General features: G+C 59.4%; 9 protein-coding genes and 1 pseudogene. 5 read left to right on the plus strand and 5 right to left on the minus strand.

The genetic code is table 11. The features are described from left to right. Positions 1 to 22 precede the first annotated feature (22 nt). From RYH80_RS19180 to RYH80_RS19195, 4 genes are all read left to right on the plus strand, one after another. Positions 23 to 3,694 carry a DEAD/DEAH box helicase family protein gene (locus RYH80_RS19180; RefSeq protein WP_370905705.1) on the plus strand — a complete coding sequence of 1,224 codons (3,672 nt, stop codon included), beginning with the start codon at positions 23 to 25 and terminating at the stop codon, positions 3,692 to 3,694. 45 nt (positions 3,695 to 3,739) lie between these two features. Beyond that, positions 3,740 to 5,782: a DUF8724 domain-containing protein gene (locus RYH80_RS19185; protein WP_370905706.1), complete on the plus strand. Its 2,043-nt coding sequence runs from the start codon at positions 3,740 to 3,742 to the stop codon at positions 5,780 to 5,782. 109 nt (positions 5,783 to 5,891) lie between these two features. Beyond that, positions 5,892 to 6,749 (plus strand): phospholipase D-like domain-containing protein, encoded by an 858-nt coding sequence (locus RYH80_RS19190; protein WP_370905707.1) that lies wholly within the window; start codon positions 5,892 to 5,894, stop codon positions 6,747 to 6,749. 330 nt (positions 6,750 to 7,079) lie between these two features. Further along, entirely contained in the window at positions 7,080 to 7,397 is a 318-nt protein-coding gene (locus tag RYH80_RS19195) for a PD-(D/E)XK nuclease family protein (RefSeq protein ID WP_370905708.1), read from the plus strand. A 97-nt stretch (positions 7,398 to 7,494) separates the two neighbouring features. Here the strand turns inward: RYH80_RS19195 and RYH80_RS19200 are convergent, their stop codons facing one another. Beyond that, complete coding sequence (locus RYH80_RS19200; protein ID WP_370905709.1) at positions 7,495 to 7,749, minus strand: hypothetical protein; 255 nt, start codon at positions 7,747 to 7,749, stop codon at positions 7,495 to 7,497. 234 nt (positions 7,750 to 7,983) lie between these two features. On the opposite strand from RYH80_RS19200, the gene RYH80_RS19205 reads away from it, so the two are divergent. After that, positions 7,984 to 8,241, plus strand: coding sequence for a hypothetical protein (locus tag RYH80_RS19205; protein WP_370905710.1), 258 nt, complete (start codon positions 7,984 to 7,986; stop codon positions 8,239 to 8,241). A 281-nt stretch (positions 8,242 to 8,522) separates the two neighbouring features. Here RYH80_RS19205 and RYH80_RS19210 read toward each other — a convergent pair whose 3' ends face one another. The 4 genes and pseudogenes from RYH80_RS19210 to RYH80_RS19225 all read right to left on the minus strand — a co-directional run bounded on the left by RYH80_RS19210 (position 8,523) and on the right by RYH80_RS19225 (position 16,684). Beyond that, positions 8,523 to 11,357 (minus strand): UvrD-helicase domain-containing protein, encoded by a 2,835-nt coding sequence (locus tag RYH80_RS19210; protein WP_370905711.1) that lies wholly within the window; start codon positions 11,355 to 11,357, stop codon positions 8,523 to 8,525. Next, the gene (locus tag RYH80_RS19215; RefSeq protein ID WP_370905712.1) at positions 11,354 to 13,939 is read right to left on the minus strand and encodes a PD-(D/E)XK nuclease family protein; all 2,586 of its coding nucleotides are present in this window, start codon (positions 13,937 to 13,939) and stop codon (positions 11,354 to 11,356) included. The genes RYH80_RS19210 and RYH80_RS19215 overlap by 4 nt, the downstream gene beginning before the upstream one ends. 525 nt (positions 13,940 to 14,464) lie before the next feature. Beyond that, positions 14,465 to 15,277, minus strand: a pseudogene (locus RYH80_RS19220) (hypothetical protein). Between the two features lie 486 nt (positions 15,278 to 15,763). Continuing rightward, the gene (locus RYH80_RS19225) at positions 15,764 to 16,684 is read right to left on the minus strand and encodes a helix-turn-helix domain-containing protein (RefSeq protein WP_370905713.1); all 921 of its coding nucleotides are present in this window, start codon (positions 16,682 to 16,684) and stop codon (positions 15,764 to 15,766) included. Positions 16,685 to 16,838 lie beyond the last annotated feature (154 nt).

Here is a 16,838-nt window from a genome sequence, read left to right on the forward strand (position 1 = left end):
CTCGGCGGGCGACGAAGCGAAGGTGAATCCGACCCACCACGACGCCATCGGCGCATCGATTCTCAACGACTCGCTCACCCGAGCGCGCGGACGACACCAGCCGTACTGCATCTCGGAGGAGCCCAAGCGCGAGTACTACGTCTCGAACCTCGCCCCGACGCACGGGGTGAGCGACGGCGAGGAGTTCGTCTCGCAAATCAAGCCCAGCGCCATCACGCTGGACTTCCGCCCATCCGACCGCGAGGCGACGCTCGAACCGCTCAAAATCGAGTTCGACCTATACTACCCCAGCCACCCGACGTTCGAGGAGTACAAGACAATCCTCGCCCGCTCGCAACGCGCCGCCGCGCTCGAACGCGAGGCCGCCACTGGCGAGGACGCCGACGACATAGACGTGGCCGACCTCGACGAGACCGAACTGTATCGGCTCGACGAGGACTTCTACCGGCGCGTGGACGTGCGCATCGAGACTGAGCTCGACCTCTCCTCCCCACAAAACGAACGCGAGCGGCTGACCGAACGCATCGCGGACGAAATCGAGGCCGCGCTCGAAGCTGCCACAGGACACGCCGACCGCGAGGATGGCGTGATGGCCACCCGCGACACCGCAGACCCCGAGGAATGGGAGGGAGACGACTTTGACCTCCACGACCTTGATGCGGACGAGTTCCAGACAGTCATCGACTCATTCAACGAGGTGCCGCCCGGCGACTTCGAATGGGCGGTCACGTTCGGTGTCGAGATTCGGGACACTGAGGTCTCACTCCGCCTGATGAATGAACCCGTCGGCGGGGAGGAAGACGAGGAGGGCGCGGACGAGCCGCACATCTTCAACCCGAAAATCGCGACCGAGGCCGCAGTTGACCGCTACGAGTTCGACCTCGGCCCTGACGACTACCGCTTCGACCAGTTCATCTGGGCGAAGGGGCACAACTGCTCGACAACCGTCGATGAACTCGACGCGGACGCCCAACGATTCCGCGTCGAAACCACCGCGACGCCCAGCGCACCCGTCTTCGAGTTCGAGTTCAACAACGACCACGAAACCCGGTTCAAGGCGCTCGCAGGGGACGTGTCTGGTGTCTCCACCGTCGACGTGCTGGAGGACATCTCCGAGGGGATGGACGACTACCTCGGAGAGTGGCGCGGCTCGAAGAAGTCGGAGTTCATCCGTGAGTACGGCGAGGACTCCGACGAGTTCACGGAATTCATGGACGCCGCCGACAACTTCGAGGAGGAGGCCAATCGCTTCGACGCGGGCATCGAGGTACTTCGCAACGAGGACGACGTGCGGCGCGCGTTCCAGATGATGAACCGCGTGAACAACACCGTCCACAACGTCAAGGCCGACGCCTTCGACGGCTGGCGGCTGTTCCAGTTGGTGTTCATCGTCTCGAACCTCTCAAGCATTGTCACCCGCGACCCTGACCCGCGCTTCGAGCAGTATGAGAGTCGATACGACGATATGGCCGAGGTATTATGGTTCCCCACCGGCGGTGGGAAGACGGAGGCGTACCTCGGGCTCGTGCTGTTCAACCTGTTCTTCGACCGGATGCGCGGGAAGGACAATGGGGTCACCGCTTGGATTCGGTTCCCGCTTCGCCTGCTCAGTCGCCAGCAGAAACAGCGATTTATGGAGGCGATGATGGAGGCCGACGCCATCCGTCGGGCCCCCAAGGACGAGGGAGGACTCGGCGGAAGCGGACGACCGTTCTCGCTGGGCTACTTCGTCGGCTCGCGCGACTCCCCGAACGACATCGGGAAGAACAACCACCTCGACGAGGACTACCGCGCAAGCCAAGAGAAGCTCGAAGACGACTGTAAACACCTCGACGAGTGCCCGCTCTGTGGAAGCGACGTGAACGTCCGGTACGACCAAAACGCCAACAGCGTCTACCATCACTGTACCGAGAGCAACCTCGACGACGACGAGAAGTGCGTTGGACGACTCCCCATCTACGTCACCGACCACGACATCTACCGCTACACGCCGAGCGTCCTGCTCGGGTCGCTCGACAAAATCGCGGTGATGGGGATGCAACCGCTGTTCGCCAACCTGCTTGGGAACTTCACCACGAAGTGCCCCGTTCACGGCATCGGCTACTCAGGGCGCTGTCCCGAGAAACACCTCTGCGAATACGAGGACGACTCCGAGGAGTTCATAGACATCAACCCCGGGACGCGCGACCCGGCACAGCGCGAGGAGACCGAGTACTTCGACCCAGTTCCGACGCTCCACCTCGTGGATGAGGTTCACCTGCTGAACGAGGAACTCGGCGCGTTCGCCAGCCACTACGAGACGATGTTCCTCACGCTGTGCCAGAAGCTGTTCGACGTGACGCCGAAGGTGCTGACCTCGACGGCAACCATCGCGGAGTACGAACGCCAGATTCGCAACCTCTTTCAGATGGAGGCGACGCGCTTCCCCGAGGAGGGCCCCGAGCTCGGGGAAACGTTCTATGGCGAACTCTCCGAGAGCGAAGTCGAACGCGAGTACCACGGCCTCACGCCGAACAACCGAACCCACCTGTACGCCGTCCTTGATCTTGTAAAGCAGTACCACGAAGTCATCCGCGACTACTACGACGAGCAACCCGAGACGGTGGCAACGCGGGCAGGACTCGACCCGACGGACATTGACGACATCGACGAAACGGTCGCGGGCGTGCTGGACGCCTACGAGACCTCGCTGGTGTACTTCACGAACAAGCGCGAGAAGGACACCTACCGGAAGAACATCCAGAAGCAGATTAACGACGAAATGCGCGACGAGGGGTACGCACCCCCGATGGAGGCTCAGCAGTTGACAGCGGACACCCGCAATGACGAGATTCTCCCGCGCCTCGAACGCGAGGGCGAGTTCGCGGACGACCCCTTCGAGGAGCGCATCGACACGGTGCCCGCCACGTCGTTCGTCGGTCACGGCATCGACGTGGACAGGTTCAATTTCATGCTGTTCTTCGGGTACCCGTCCCAGACGTTCCAGTACATCCAAGCATCTTCGCGGGTCGGGCGACAGGAGGGCGTCCCGGGTCACGTGCTGGACGTGTTCCGTCCGTTCGACAAGCGCGACCGCCACCGCTTCAAGTACTTCGAGAAGCTCCACGAGTACCTCTCGCGGACGGTCGAGCCGGTACCCATCGACCGCTGGGCGAAGTTCGCCGTCGAGAAGACCTTCCCCGGCATCCTGATGGCTATCCTCATCCAGTACTACCGCCCGCTGATGTACCGGAAGACAGACGCCAGCGGCGACCCGATGACCATCACCGCGCAGGGTAATACCAAGCGCGCGAACGTCCAGTCCGCGAACCATCTCTACGAGATGATGAACAACGACGCGGACTTTCCCGAACTCACGAAGGACGCGCTGGCCGACGACTTGCGCGACGCCTACGTGATGCGCGACCAGCCCACGTACCTCTCGTACATGCCGACCGACGCCGACGGCAACCCCGGCTTCTACACGAACAAGTACTTCGTGGAGAAAGTGCTGACGGGCCGGGGCGAGGAGTCCAGCCGCCTCGACGAGACGTGGCGACACTGGATGGACAAGCTCGACACCCAGATGGACACGCCGGAGTTCGACGGCGACGTGGAGCCGATGCGGAGTCTCCGTGATATCGGGAAGAGCGCGAAAATCACCAGCAACGACTACCATGAGGACTTCATCGACGCCCTCACCCGGGCGAACTGAGCGGAGTCCACCCTAACACACCTTCATAGAAGGACACACGATACGATGTCAGACAACAAGACGATGGAACGGTCGCAGTCGAAGTTCATTTACGACTACCTGCCGTGGAACACGTTCAACCACGCGCACAACAACCTCAGCGGGCGCGTCGCCGGGCTGAAGAACGAACTCGACGAGTACGGGCAGGACGTAGAACTCGACCTGCCCAAGAGCTACGTCATCAGCCGCGTCCACCGCCACATCTCGAAGTGGCCCAACGCTGACGCCATCCGCGACGACCTCACGTACGCCAACACCGAACTCCTCAAGCCGGGCTGGGCGAACTACCTCATCTACCCACTCACCTTCGAGTGCGACGCCTGTAAGTCCGTCACGAAGTTCGACCGCGACCAGATGGATGAGATGGCCGAGGAGGGCAACGACGCCCGCGACCTCGCCGTCTGCCAGAACCCCAATTGTAATCAGCGGCTCACCGACCGTGACCAGTTGCCGTTCGTCGCCATCTGCGAATGCGGCACCATCGACGAGCTCAATGTTCCCGAGTGTTGCGGCGCAGGGATGCGATTCCGTCGTCCAACCACCCAGATGGCCTCGTGGTACTGGGAGTGTGCCGTGGACCCCTCCCACGACACCACGTCGTTCTACGGCACGCCTGTCTACTGTCCGAACGGAGACTGCGACAACGAGGACATGGAAGTCCTGAACCACACCTCCAGTAGCGCGTTCTACCCGCAGGTCAAGAACCTAATCAACGTCCAGCCACAGCTTGACGATCTTCACTCCAGCGAGCACTATCAGGCGCGCATCGTCTCGGACTACCTGCTGGGCGGTGAGGAAACCGAACCCTCAGACCGCGAGAAGCGCCAGATAGCTGCCGACATCCTCGGAGGCACCGATGCACTCGTCTACGGCGACGAAGAGGAGATCGAGGAGGCACTCGACGAGGCGCGCGAGCGACTGATGGTTGACGTGCAGGAACACCGCAACCAGACCGAGGAGTGGCTCGGTGGGTGCTTCGAGGACGACGCCCGGACGACGCTCGCGGAGGAACTGTACGAACACCTCAGCGTCGTCTCCCCCGAGTACGCCCCCGCCAGCGGTATCGAGTCCGTCTCCTATCAGGAGATGGTAGACAACAACGCCGAAGACACCCACCTCTCGCTCCCGAAAGTGCGCAAGTACAACCAATTGCGCGAGGACCTCAACTTCGCGGAGGTCCGCCTCATCAAGGACTTCCCCATCACCGCCGCCACGTACGGCTACACGCGCACCGCCCCGAACCCGCCGGGCGAAGACCGCAACCCCGCTGAAGCCAACACCGAGGAGGAGGGGCGGCACGGCGACGACGCCAGCACGGAAGCGTCCGGCGGCAAAGGCGAAGGCGACGGGCGGCCCGTCGAACTGAATCTGTTCCGAACGGGCGACCACTCCGCCCCACAGATATTCGCTCAGACGAACGACGCCGAGGCGGTTCTCGTCCAGTTCGACCACGAAACGGTCGTCGAGTGGCTTGACGAGAACGACCTGTTCGACGCCCCCAGCGGCCTGCCCGAGACGGTCTCGAAGCCGGACACGGACGACCCAGAGGAGATGCGCCGCTGGTTCGTCGCCAACATCGACCCGCCGGGTCGCTACGACGAACTCCCCGACAACGCCCCGCCGGGAACCGCCGAGTGCGTCACCCGACACTGTTACACGCTTCTGAACACGACCGCGCACCTGTTCATCAACGGGATGGGGGCACTCGCGGGCCACCAGCGCGAGTCGCTCGTCGAACACCTGATGCCCCGGACGATGAGCTTCGTCGTCTACAAGCGTCCAGATACAGATTTCGCGCTCGGGTCGCTGTGGACGCTGTTTGAGGAGCAGTTCGACGACTTCGCTGCCCACCTCGACGAACTGTACGACTGCTCGTACGACCCGGTGTGTATACACGACGAGAACGGTGCGTGCGAGGACTGCCTGTACCTCGCCGCCATCTCCACCGAGAACGCCAACCACAATCTCGGACGCGGGACGTTCTACGGCGGCAACTTCGACGGGCGCGACCTCACCGGCTACCGGCACGTCGTCCTCGACGACGACTGACACGACCCGCTCAGGGAGTTCTTCAAACCCAAGGAGGCTTGCACGGTCCAAAGATGTTCAATATCGTCTTGCTTGGGGGATTCGTCGTTGAAACCCGCTACTATTAACGATGCCATCAAACCCAGCGAACCTCGACCAAGACGCACTACTCGAAACGGCCCGCATCCTCTCACAGGCTGTCCCAGCCGACGCGCTCGACGGCGTGCGTGCCAGTCTTGAATATCTCCACCACGCTGACTGCGAGGTGACTCCTGAGGCACTTCGAGATATCGCCCCGTGCGACCTCTCGACAACGAACGCTGAAAATATCGTATACCAACTCGCCGTTGAGGGTGTGTTCGACGACGGGCACCTCAACGTCGAGGCGCTTCGGGAGGCATTCGTCGGTGCCCGACTGATCGCCGGGCAGGTCGACCCGCCCAAGAACACTGTCGTTGCTACCATCCCTTATGATGATCGGGCACTTGATCCCGGGATGTTCGAGCCACTTCATGCCAATCTGCTCGAACTCATCCGTTCGGCTGAGGATGACCTCGTTTTGATGAGCCCGTTTCTCAGCGAGCAAGCTTACGAGCGACTCCGACCGGCACTTATTACAGCAGCAGACAACGGCGCGGATATCACACTCATCACGCGGTACCTTACTTATGGTGATAAGGATTTTAACCGTGAATTCGCCCGGGGAGTGGCTACCAACCAGCGGCTCACATCAGCAACGGCCTACTACGAGTATATTGACGACGAGACATGGACGACGTTTCACGCGAAGATGGTCATCGCAGACGGGGAACTGGCCTATCTGGGCACAGCCAACCTGACACACAAAGGGCTCGGGGGCAATCTAGAACTGGGTGTCATTTTCCGAGACGATACAGCGTCACGACTCACTACGCTTGTCGAAAATCTCCGGCAGTCGGAGTTCTTTTATCAAGTCTCCGTCTCGGGAAAATCGTTCCACCGGTGCTAACACGCAACCAGCTGAGTTATAAAGACTGCTGACGTATTTTATTAGCGATATAGTGGGTGTGGCTACCCACTCTCAGAGAAGACCACTACTCCGCGAGATTAGATTTTTAATTTTGTACAGCCCTGCTCCCCCACCGTAGGCAGGTCACCCCTACTCCTCCTGGTATAATGTGGTTGTGCAACTCATCGCCTTGAGCAGGCCCGTGCGAACGTCGCCAAGTTCTGGGAGGAACTGAGGGGGTACGCCTAGTACGGTATCCAGTTCGTCGACGAGCTGGCCGCGGAACTGGACACAGTCGCGCAGTACGACGAACTGTTCGTGAGAGCGACCGTGGAGGACGCAGACATCTACGGGTTCATCAACCACCTGCTCGTCACGTCGACTGGATACCACGTCGTCGACTACAAGACAGGTCCAGTGGAGAACGGTGTCGAGGCAGCCGCAAATGAGTACCTTCCGCAGTTACGAGCCTACACCGCTGCACTCTCCGAGCACGATCCCGACAGCGACGTGACCGTCTCCCTAGTGTTCACCGACGCACGGGCTTCGTGGCAGACGGCGTTCACCTCGGAGGAACTCAGCGGGATACGCGCGAGCATCGTAGACCAACTTCGTGAAGAGCCCACAGGCAATAGTTCCCCTGAGTAATGTGAGACAGGGCCCCCATTTGTACAGTATGAGTTTTAATTGCCAACCTTCCTGTTGGTAAATAGACCTGTCGTGAACTGGGTGCCCCAGAAGCTCTCTATCGCGCCCCACCGGACTGCAGGAACCCACCGAGGCCACTCCGATAGAGGTACGCCACCAGCCCGTCGACAGGGACGAACAGCAACACCACGGCGGTGATGATGAACCCGGCCCCAGCCACGTCGATCGTGGTCCGGATCTGACTCTGATAGGCACCACTCGTCGGGACGTAGCTGACGAACAACCCGACGACGATCATCACGAGGATCAGCACCATCACGCCGATCCCGAACGTGAGCGCAGTGCCGATCATGTTGTGCGCCCGCTGACGCACACCACTCGCATCCTGATCGCCACGCGTGGCTTCACCTCTGCCACCCGCTCGTCACCACCGCCGAACTGCCTGACGCGCTGTCGCAGCATACCGGACCACCGACACGCTGGCGAGGAAACACCCACCCCGCATCCGGATGCCTGTCCGTCTCAGTGTACCCATTATAAAACGGACAGGACCGGCGCTGACACCGTGAAACAACTAAGAGACCCAATGGGCCGACAAGTCGACAGCGACGAACACCTGGAACTGTTGGAGATGCTCCACGGCGACACAGCCGTGCTGGTCGGCAACTACCGGCCGATCCAGAGTTGGCACTCGCTGGGCGTCCGCGTCCTCAGCAAGACGGCGACGATGCTCAAACTGGAGGACTGTTGGAAAGTCGAGACAGCAGTCGATCCGTCGCACAACCTCATTGCGGGCCACGTCCTCATGGCCGAAGACGACGACCGCCTGCTCGATCACCTGTGAGCAGTGATGTTGCTGGCGCTGCATACACCCCCCGCCCCCGCGTCCGGTCCCCACTTGCGCCGGTGCAACGACCCGCTCTGGTCGGTCGCTGGCTGCCTACCAGTGCTGTTGCACCGGCGCAAATTCCCACTGCCCCATGTGTGTCGCGACGGTGTCGACGACCGGTTTTTGGAAACCGTACTCGCGCGGTTCGTCTATGGATTGAAGATCGTGATCAAACACGGCCCTATACCAAATTGCTAAGATTTAATGTAGGCCAACGACTCAATCGCAAGGTTCAGCTACCCAACCAAGTGCTGTATCTCCTGAGTAGGAAGCGGGTCAACCTGCTGCCGATCGCCAGTCTCCGTATAGAAGATACTAGCAGTGACCTCACGATCAGGGTAGACCTCTTGCGCAACATGATAGTACACGCTCAGCTGCTTTCGATACTCACTTTCAGCGTGCCGACCATGGTCAGTCTTGTAGTCTACAATCTCAACCTGATCAGGCGTCACGTGCATGAGGTCGACAATTCCTGAGACCGTCACACGATCATCACCAACGGACACTGGAAGATAGACTTCCTCCTCGACGAGCAGCTCACCCTCCAACTGGTCGAGGAATCGCTTGACGTGTTCTTCATCTGCATTCCGGGGCGTACCTGCATCGCCGAGGGCGTACGCCTCGGCGAAGTCATGCACTTGTGAGCCGAACTCAGTTCCTCTCCCGCCGTCGACATCCTCAAACACGTCGTCATTCATCAGCGTGTGCGGTGTCTGCCCCTGTGGGCCCTCCGGAACAGGAATATCCACTTGGAGCGCAGTCTGTTCCGACGGACCCAGCGTCTGCTCGTCGACATCGAGGGAAATCTCCGCAACCTCCACCGGCAGTTCTTCGATGAAACTGTTCGGGTCCTTACCAGCGCTAAACACGACGTGACTCTCAGCACGGGTGATAGCAACGTAGAGCAGCCGGCGTTCCTCGTCGTAGTTGCGAGGCAGACACTTCCGGAGGACATCAGCCTGCCAGTTGTCGTAGACGTGTGGACGGCCGTGCGCCTCCTCAGCGTACACTTTGCGCTGTCGCAATCCGATCGGGTCGTCATACGCAATACCAGCGCTAGTCCCACCACTCGGCGGGAACCGCCCGCTGTTCATGTTCGCCAGAATGACGATCGGGTACTCAAGACCCTTCGTGGCGTGGATCGTCTGCACGGTCACTGAGTCCGTCCCGGCACTCGCGTGCACCTCGTGGGTACTCCCAGCCGTAATCGCACGCTCGATGAACTGGATGAGATCGCCGCGCGTCTGCGTGGTAGCCTCGTGAACCGACTCGAGCGTGTGGAGGACCATGTCGGCCGTTGGACCATCATACCCGTAGCGCGCAAACACGCGTCGTGCAACACCGCCGAGTGTCTCCAGCGACCGGACATCGTTGCGGAACGCGACCATGTTCTCAGGGTACGTCTCTGCGTCGAGAATCGCATCAATCTCATCGAGTGTGTAGCCCGCCTGCTCGAGCACCACCGCCCAGCCACGGTCGGTGTCGTCTTCAAGAATCCGGAGCCAAGCCAGCAAGAGCTTCGCTTGGTCTGTCCGGAAGAGCTCGATGCCACCCTCGTACGCCATGGGCAGTCCGTACTCCTCTGCGGTCTCCAACAGCTCTCGACCAAAGTCACGCGTCCGCGTCAACACGGCGATGTCACCAGGCCCCGGCGTCCGGAGTTCTCCATCCTCATTCTCTACCCGGTAGTCGTCGTTGTCGACGATTTCCTGGATCTTCGCCAGCACTGCCTCCTGTTCCTCGTCACTCCGGATCGCCTCGATGGTGGTGTTCTCGTGGTCGGTGTTTGACTGCAGTGAGACAAGCCGATCATCGATCGCAGCAACGTCAACATCGTCGTGCTTGGCTGCAGGAACACACAGAGCGTGTTCAGAGAACTCAAGAATCTCCTGTGTCGAGCGGTAGTTCTCCTTGAGTTTGACATCGGTCACAGGACGAGTCGGGAACGAGACACGCTCGTGGTCACTGTTCAGTTGCGCAGCGAACTGCGACAGCCGGTCCTCAAACTCGAGGATGTTGTCGACATCCGCATACTGGAAGCTGTAGATACTCTGCTTCCAGTCCCCGACAACGCAGATGTTGTTCGTGCCTGCGAGGAGCAGTGCGAGTTTGAACTGGATCTCACTCGAGTCCTGGAACTCGTCGATCATCAGGTACTCAAATGCCAGCTCATCGCGTACCGAGTGGTCTTCACAGAGGAGAACAAACGCGAACAGCTGGAGCATCCCGAAGTTCAGGTAGTTGCGTCGCAGGGCAAACTGCAGGTACTCGTAGTAGACGTCGTGGACGAACTGTTTGAGCCCCTCTCGGTCTTCTTCGAAAGCCCGGACAGCCGTCTTGTCGGGGACTTGCTTCCCGCTGCCGCGAATCGCTGCCTTCTCGGGTGCATCGGGCAGATAGGTCTTGTTGCGGCCGTAACGGCCAAGTTTCGACCGAAGGCGTGACTGCTTGCTGCCACCGTTCCGTGGGCGATTCATCGCGTCGAACTGCCGTTTGAACGCGGTGAAGTCTCCATCGAGGTGCTGCTCTCCATCACGGTACCAGCCGTCCGCGTCAGGGAACACGCCTTTCGCCGCCAACTGGTTGAGTAATCCGAGAAGCTCCGCAGGCTCATCGAGTGCGCGGAAGACGTCGTCATACTCGGGATGTGCGTCACTGAACCGGTCGATAAACTCGCCGAACAACGCTTGCTCGACGAGTTCGTCCTCGATGATCCGTGTCGATCCGGTGATCCGGTCGTCGATCCCGAGATAGGTTGGCGCATCGTGGCCGTGTTCGTCGAGCAGGTCGTAACACAGTGAGTGGAAGGTCTGAATCGGTGCATCCGCAAGCTCCCGCATCCCGTAGTGACAGTGTCCGACGATCCGCTCTTTCATTTCGCTGGCCGCGTTGTCGGTGAACGTCACCAGCAGGACGTCCGAAGGATCAACATCCGTTTGCGAGACGATGGTAGCGTACCGACGTGTGACGGTGAAGGTCTTGCCCGTGCCAGCGCCGGCGTCGACGCGATACAATCCATCGATGTTCTCGATCAGATCTCCTTGCTGGTCGTTCGGCGTAGGCTCACTCATCGGTCACCCTCCAAGAGCAGATCGCGATTGTCCACGTAGCGATAGTTTGGCTCCCCGCCCAATCCCTCAACGGGGAACCGTTCCTCGCCGGCGCGCCGGCGGTTCAGCTCTTCCAGTCGTTCGTCGACAAACGTCTCGAAGGCGTCGAGATCGCCTTCGAAGAAGGCTTGCCCCCGAGTGCGTGTCAGCTGCCGCATCACCTGTTCACAGCCTGTCTCGACGTATTTGTAGTCTCCAACGTGGTCTTTCATCTGGCTCGTCAGTTCTGCGCCGAATGGTGAGTTGATGAGTTCCTCACTGTCAGTCGTTGCCGGGAGCGAGGCTCCATCGAAGACTGCGGCGTAGTCCGCGTACGCCACCTGCGAGAGTGTCTTTTGACACTTGTTCGCTCCATCTGCAACGACCTCCTCGAAGAACGCCTCTGAGGCGGCGTACTCCTTGAACGAGACCGGGTGATACGAGATCGTTGTCAGCGTGTCCTCGAGATCGGCATCCCCGGTGACGATATCATCGAGCGTCTCGAGGAAGTGGAAGAACGTGAACTCTAGGTGCTGATCAGGCTGCTGTGACCGCCAGTGGGCGAGATACAACAGCGCTTGGAAGTCAGGCGTATCATTGGGCGGGTCGAGTGCGGAGTTCGTGACAACCTCTGAGGCGCTCTTCCGTGAGCTACTCTTGTGATCGATCAACTGGGTCGGCGAGTGGACCAGATCGATCTTCCCTTTCAGACCCAGGGTCTCATTCTCGAACCACCGTTCGGTAACAGGCGAGTCAACGGGCTTGTCGAAACGCTCGGCAAAGGCATTGCTGCCCCACCCGCTTGTCGGAGTGAGAAACTCTCCGTCGACTGGCGTGTTCTCGTCGAAGAAGGCCACGATGGTCTCTAACCCAGCGCGATACTTTGTTCGCCGCGTCGCCTCATCCACAGATCGGATGAATGGCCGTGTCTCGGCGAGCATATACGACACGACATCGTCGATGATCTCGGCGTCGACGAACTCCGGGTGGGTGACGTAGAACTCCGCGAAGTCGTGGAAGAGGTTCCCTTCCTTCAAGTAGTCCTTGTCAGGCCCTTCGACGAGCCTGTCAAAGAAGTAGTCGCGCGGCGAGTTCACGTACGTACTCAGAGTCGATTGACTGATCGTCGAGACCTCGTTCGTTGTCACGTCGACCGATTCCTTTTCGAACCCACGACCGGCGTGCCCATCCCACCGCGTGTGTGAGGTTGCATCGAGGTCGCTGAACCGCTCGAACTCCTCATCGAGCAACTCTTCGAAATAGAGACACGGGGTGACTGATGATCCGCCTCGTGCATCTTGAACGAGGTAGTACTGCGTCGCCCCACTCTGGAGTAGGAGTTGGAACTGGGTGATGTTGCGTGTGTACTGCGCGTCCTGATCGACCCACGGCCGTCGTGGCGGCGAATGCGTCCAGTCCTCATCCAGCCCCAAGTAGAAGACGACTGGCCGGTCGACGTAGGCTGCCGATTTCGCATCGGCGAGCAGCACGCCTTCGTTGTCACGATCGACAGGCACCTCGTAGCTTTGGAGATAGAAGACAAGTTGCTCCACAGTACGCTCGGTCGCATTCGCGTCGGCGAGACCGAGTGCGTCGAGTTCATCACGGAATGCGTCAAGACGGCGATCGGTCTTGTCCTCGAATCGAGTGAGCGCATCGCTAAACGTCCGCTCCTCGATGTGGGTGCAGAAGTCGACAACCCAATCCAGCTCAGCAGCCTCGACCTCGTACAGGCGCTTCTCGTCATGCTCGACAGCAAGCGAGATATCGAGCCGTGCAAGCAGTGGACGAATGTCGCCTACGCGAGTGTCACTGCCGCCGTGTGCGGCTCGAAGCAACTGTACGAACGTCCGGTGATCAGGATGGTCTGCAAACCCAGGTCCACCGTAGAACGGGATGTTGTTCGCCTCAAATACAGCCTCGATGAGTGCAGAGAATTCGCTTTCCCGATTGAGCACGACGGCGATGTCGTTGGCATTCTCGTCGGTGACGGCGTCCACGACTGTGTCGACAATTGCTGTCGAGGAGTCAAAGATGTGGAACGGTGGGTACTCGAACACCTGTTGATCGAAGGTGTCGTAGGCATCGTACTCGGCTGGGAGGATGGAACGTTCAAGTTGCGTCAGCTGGTCCTCACCAACGACGGCAACGTTCTGGCTGGCGTCGATCCGATACTCAGTGAGCCGCTGTGAGGTCGTCCCGAGATCAGCAATGTGTTCGACCGCTTGGCGCGTGGCGGCGTCAACGTACGCATCGTAGTCTAGGATCGCCTCACGACTACCCTGGTGCTCCCAGCACTGGAGTATATTCCCGATCGCGTAGGCACCGCGCTTCCAGTCCAAGTCGGTCTGCTCGATCAGTTCTAAGAACGCGATCCGGTCCTCGGCCTCCTCGCGCCGCCCCGCCGCAAGACGGCGTGGTGTGATCGCAAACGTGCCGAGATGGGGTCTCTTGATCCGCCGATTCAACGCACTCGCCAGCGGCGCGTCTGGCACCACGACGAGATCGTAGTCTGCGACTTCCTCGTAGAGATCATCAATCGGCTTGGCCCGGGCAAATGACACGCCGGCAAGAGACGGGCGTCGGGTATAAAATTCAGCACGGTGAAAACTCGAGTGGCAGCAAGGTCTACAACCGAGTGGTCCCGCTCTTCTACCCCATTTGTGAATAGCGAAAACAGGTGGGACCCACACCCCTTTTTCGATATGAAATCGGGGGGTGCGTGGGATCTTACCTCAGTCTACTGCTTTTTGAGATGTGACGCAAAGCTGGACACTTCCATTTTCGCTCTTTCCGACGAGAAGGAGAGACCAGACATCTTTACACTCCACAAACATCATTTCAAATGAATGTGAGTTACTGTCTGTATCTTCCAATCGGCACTCGCTGGACAGACAACTGATCACGACGTGTACCGGATGAGGTACTAGTTACATATGGCTGACACTCCGGGTACACTCGAAAGCCGGGGTACGACTTCTGAAAGATTACGCTGCACGGCTGGGCGTTACACTTGAAATGTGGTGTTTACCCTGATACTCTGGCGTTAGAATAGAGTTAACAAGAAACCCATACCGCCCTCATATCTCTCAGAGGTTGGTTGACCTTCGAACAATCACGTCGTCTTCTACCGCGATGACATCCTTCTCAATGAGGTGTTCAACAGCATCCTCTATATCCCCGGGGGAAAGGTCGACCGCGGCTTCCAACTCCGACCGCGAAATCGATTTGTCAAAGGTCTGCAACACTTCGAGTTCCCGGTAGACTCGTTCGGTGATTTCGGAGACCCGCTCGGCCAACGGCGTTGAGATATTGTGCTGCTCTTCGAGTTCCAGTAATGCCCCGTTCGCGTGTGTGACGAATAACTCCTGTCCCAGCAAGTCGATCTGCTGTTCCAACTCGTCCTCGATAACGTCGAAATCGAGTTCGGTCTGCACGAGCGAAAACATATCTTCAATGTCGTCTGTTCGCCCGGCAACTGACTTGAATAGGAAGATGTCCTCGGAACTGACCAGCGCGACTGACAACCTCCCGGCGTCGAGGTAGGCTTCACTTCGCCGGCGCATCCCTTCAGAGAGAACGAGCTTGTCGATCACTTGTTGGTTGAAGATGTCGATCCGACACCCGTCGTCGTTCTCGAGAATCCGCTGCGCTCCGAGATTGTCGTACTCCTCCCCGGGTTCTTTGACGATGTCGTACCCGTTGTCCAGCAAGACTGCCTGTAGGACTCAGAGGTTGTCGGCGTCGGTGACGATCAGATCGATGTACTTGGTTGTTTCCTTGAGACCACGGAACGACATCGCACCGCCCCCGATCAGGTAGACGGTCAGGTCGATTTCGAGCTGCCTGCTGACCCGTCGCAATTCAGACTCGATGTACTCGCTGTCGAGGCGCCCCCTCATAGAAATCCCAAGGCGGAAACCCACGACTTCAGTTGTGGGAGGAAGCCGACACGGTACTGTGCAACCGCCGGAATAGGGAGGGTCGGGTTTTCTACCGATGCGGAGCTGTTAGGTGGCATGAGTGAGTACAACAGGACGCACTCTGAGCGAGCCAAACTGGCTCGCTGGGAGGGGCGTTCGTAGGCACGCCCTGAACTCGGGGTCAGATGACGCGCCGCCGCTCTCGCCACATCTCGTGGCGGTGACGCGGTGGGAGACCACCGAGAATTAAAGTGGTGTGAGCCAGCCGGTCGGACGCTTTGCGTCCGAACGTGCCTCTCCATGGGCCAGCGCCTCGCCGGATAAAGCCCGGCGGGAGTACGCCGGCGGGAACCATCCCGTTCCCACCGGCAGAACGCTGTGCGTGCAACCTGCCTGTGACGGCGGACAAAGCGTGGGCCGAAACCCCACCGTGGGGGAAAGCCCATGACTTCAGTCATGGGTAGCTTACACTGCCACCCCGTATTCGTCGGCGAGTTCACGGAACTCTTCCCATCGCGGGAGGCGCTCCGCCCGACTCTCTCCCTCGGTGTCGAGGTACTCGAAGAGATTCGAGGCCCGCTCGACGACATCGTATTTTTGTGCAGCTCCGAACAACTCGTCGCGGCCGATTGTCGTCCCGCTGATCAGGAGCAGGCAGTAGGACTGCGAGCGCGGTCCGTCGTCGATTACGAGCATGTGGCAACACAACTCCGCCGGCGATACGTCATCAACCAACTCTGAGTACAGGTAGTACCGACGCTGGCGAGCCATCAATGGGAGATCGTACGCTTGGAACAGTTCCGGCCCCGTCAGGTGAAACGCATCGTCCTCAATCTCGGCGCGAGTCTGGACGAGAACCTCGTCTAGCGACTCCCAGAGGATTGTGAACGACTCGACGTGATCTTCGACACGATGTCTGTGGCGCAGGTGCGCAAACTCACGTGCCACAGTAGACAGTTCCTCGAAATCATCGTTGAGTGTGTACTCCCCGTTCGTCTTGTAGATCATCCCTCGGTTCTCTAGTGGGGATAACGACCGATGTACTGTGCTCCGATGGACATCGACTTGCTTCGCGAGTTGGGGAGCAGTCGCCGGCGACTGCAGGTGGTACAGAATCCGCAGCGTCGCGCCGCCAAGCAATTCAGGAAACGGGATGTGGGTGTACTGTTGGACAAACCTTTCGAACAGTTCAATGGCGCGAGCGTCTGACCGATTGATCTGCTTCCGCTTTCCCTCGCGAGTGGTGTGAACTAGTCCTTTTGATTCCATCCGGCCAACGAGTTCGGACACGTAGCTGCGGCTTCGGTTGAGTTCTTCGGTGAGTCCCGAAACCGTTGACTCACGCTGAAGAGCTTCTAGCGCCTGAAGCTCTGCCGTCGTGTACACTGTGTTGCGTATTTACGAAGCGATTATAAATGAGTTGGGGGTTTTGCAACGTCAGACCGCTACATAGGCGGCGTGGCAATCACCACGGAATCTTCCGGTAGTCCATTCACGTTGATTGTGAGACCGTGGATCGTCACCGCGTTGTCGGCTTCAT

This window comes from Halobaculum sp. MBLA0147 (assembly GCF_041361345.1).
GTDB lineage: Archaea > Halobacteriota > Halobacteria > Halobacteriales > Haloferacaceae > JAHENP01.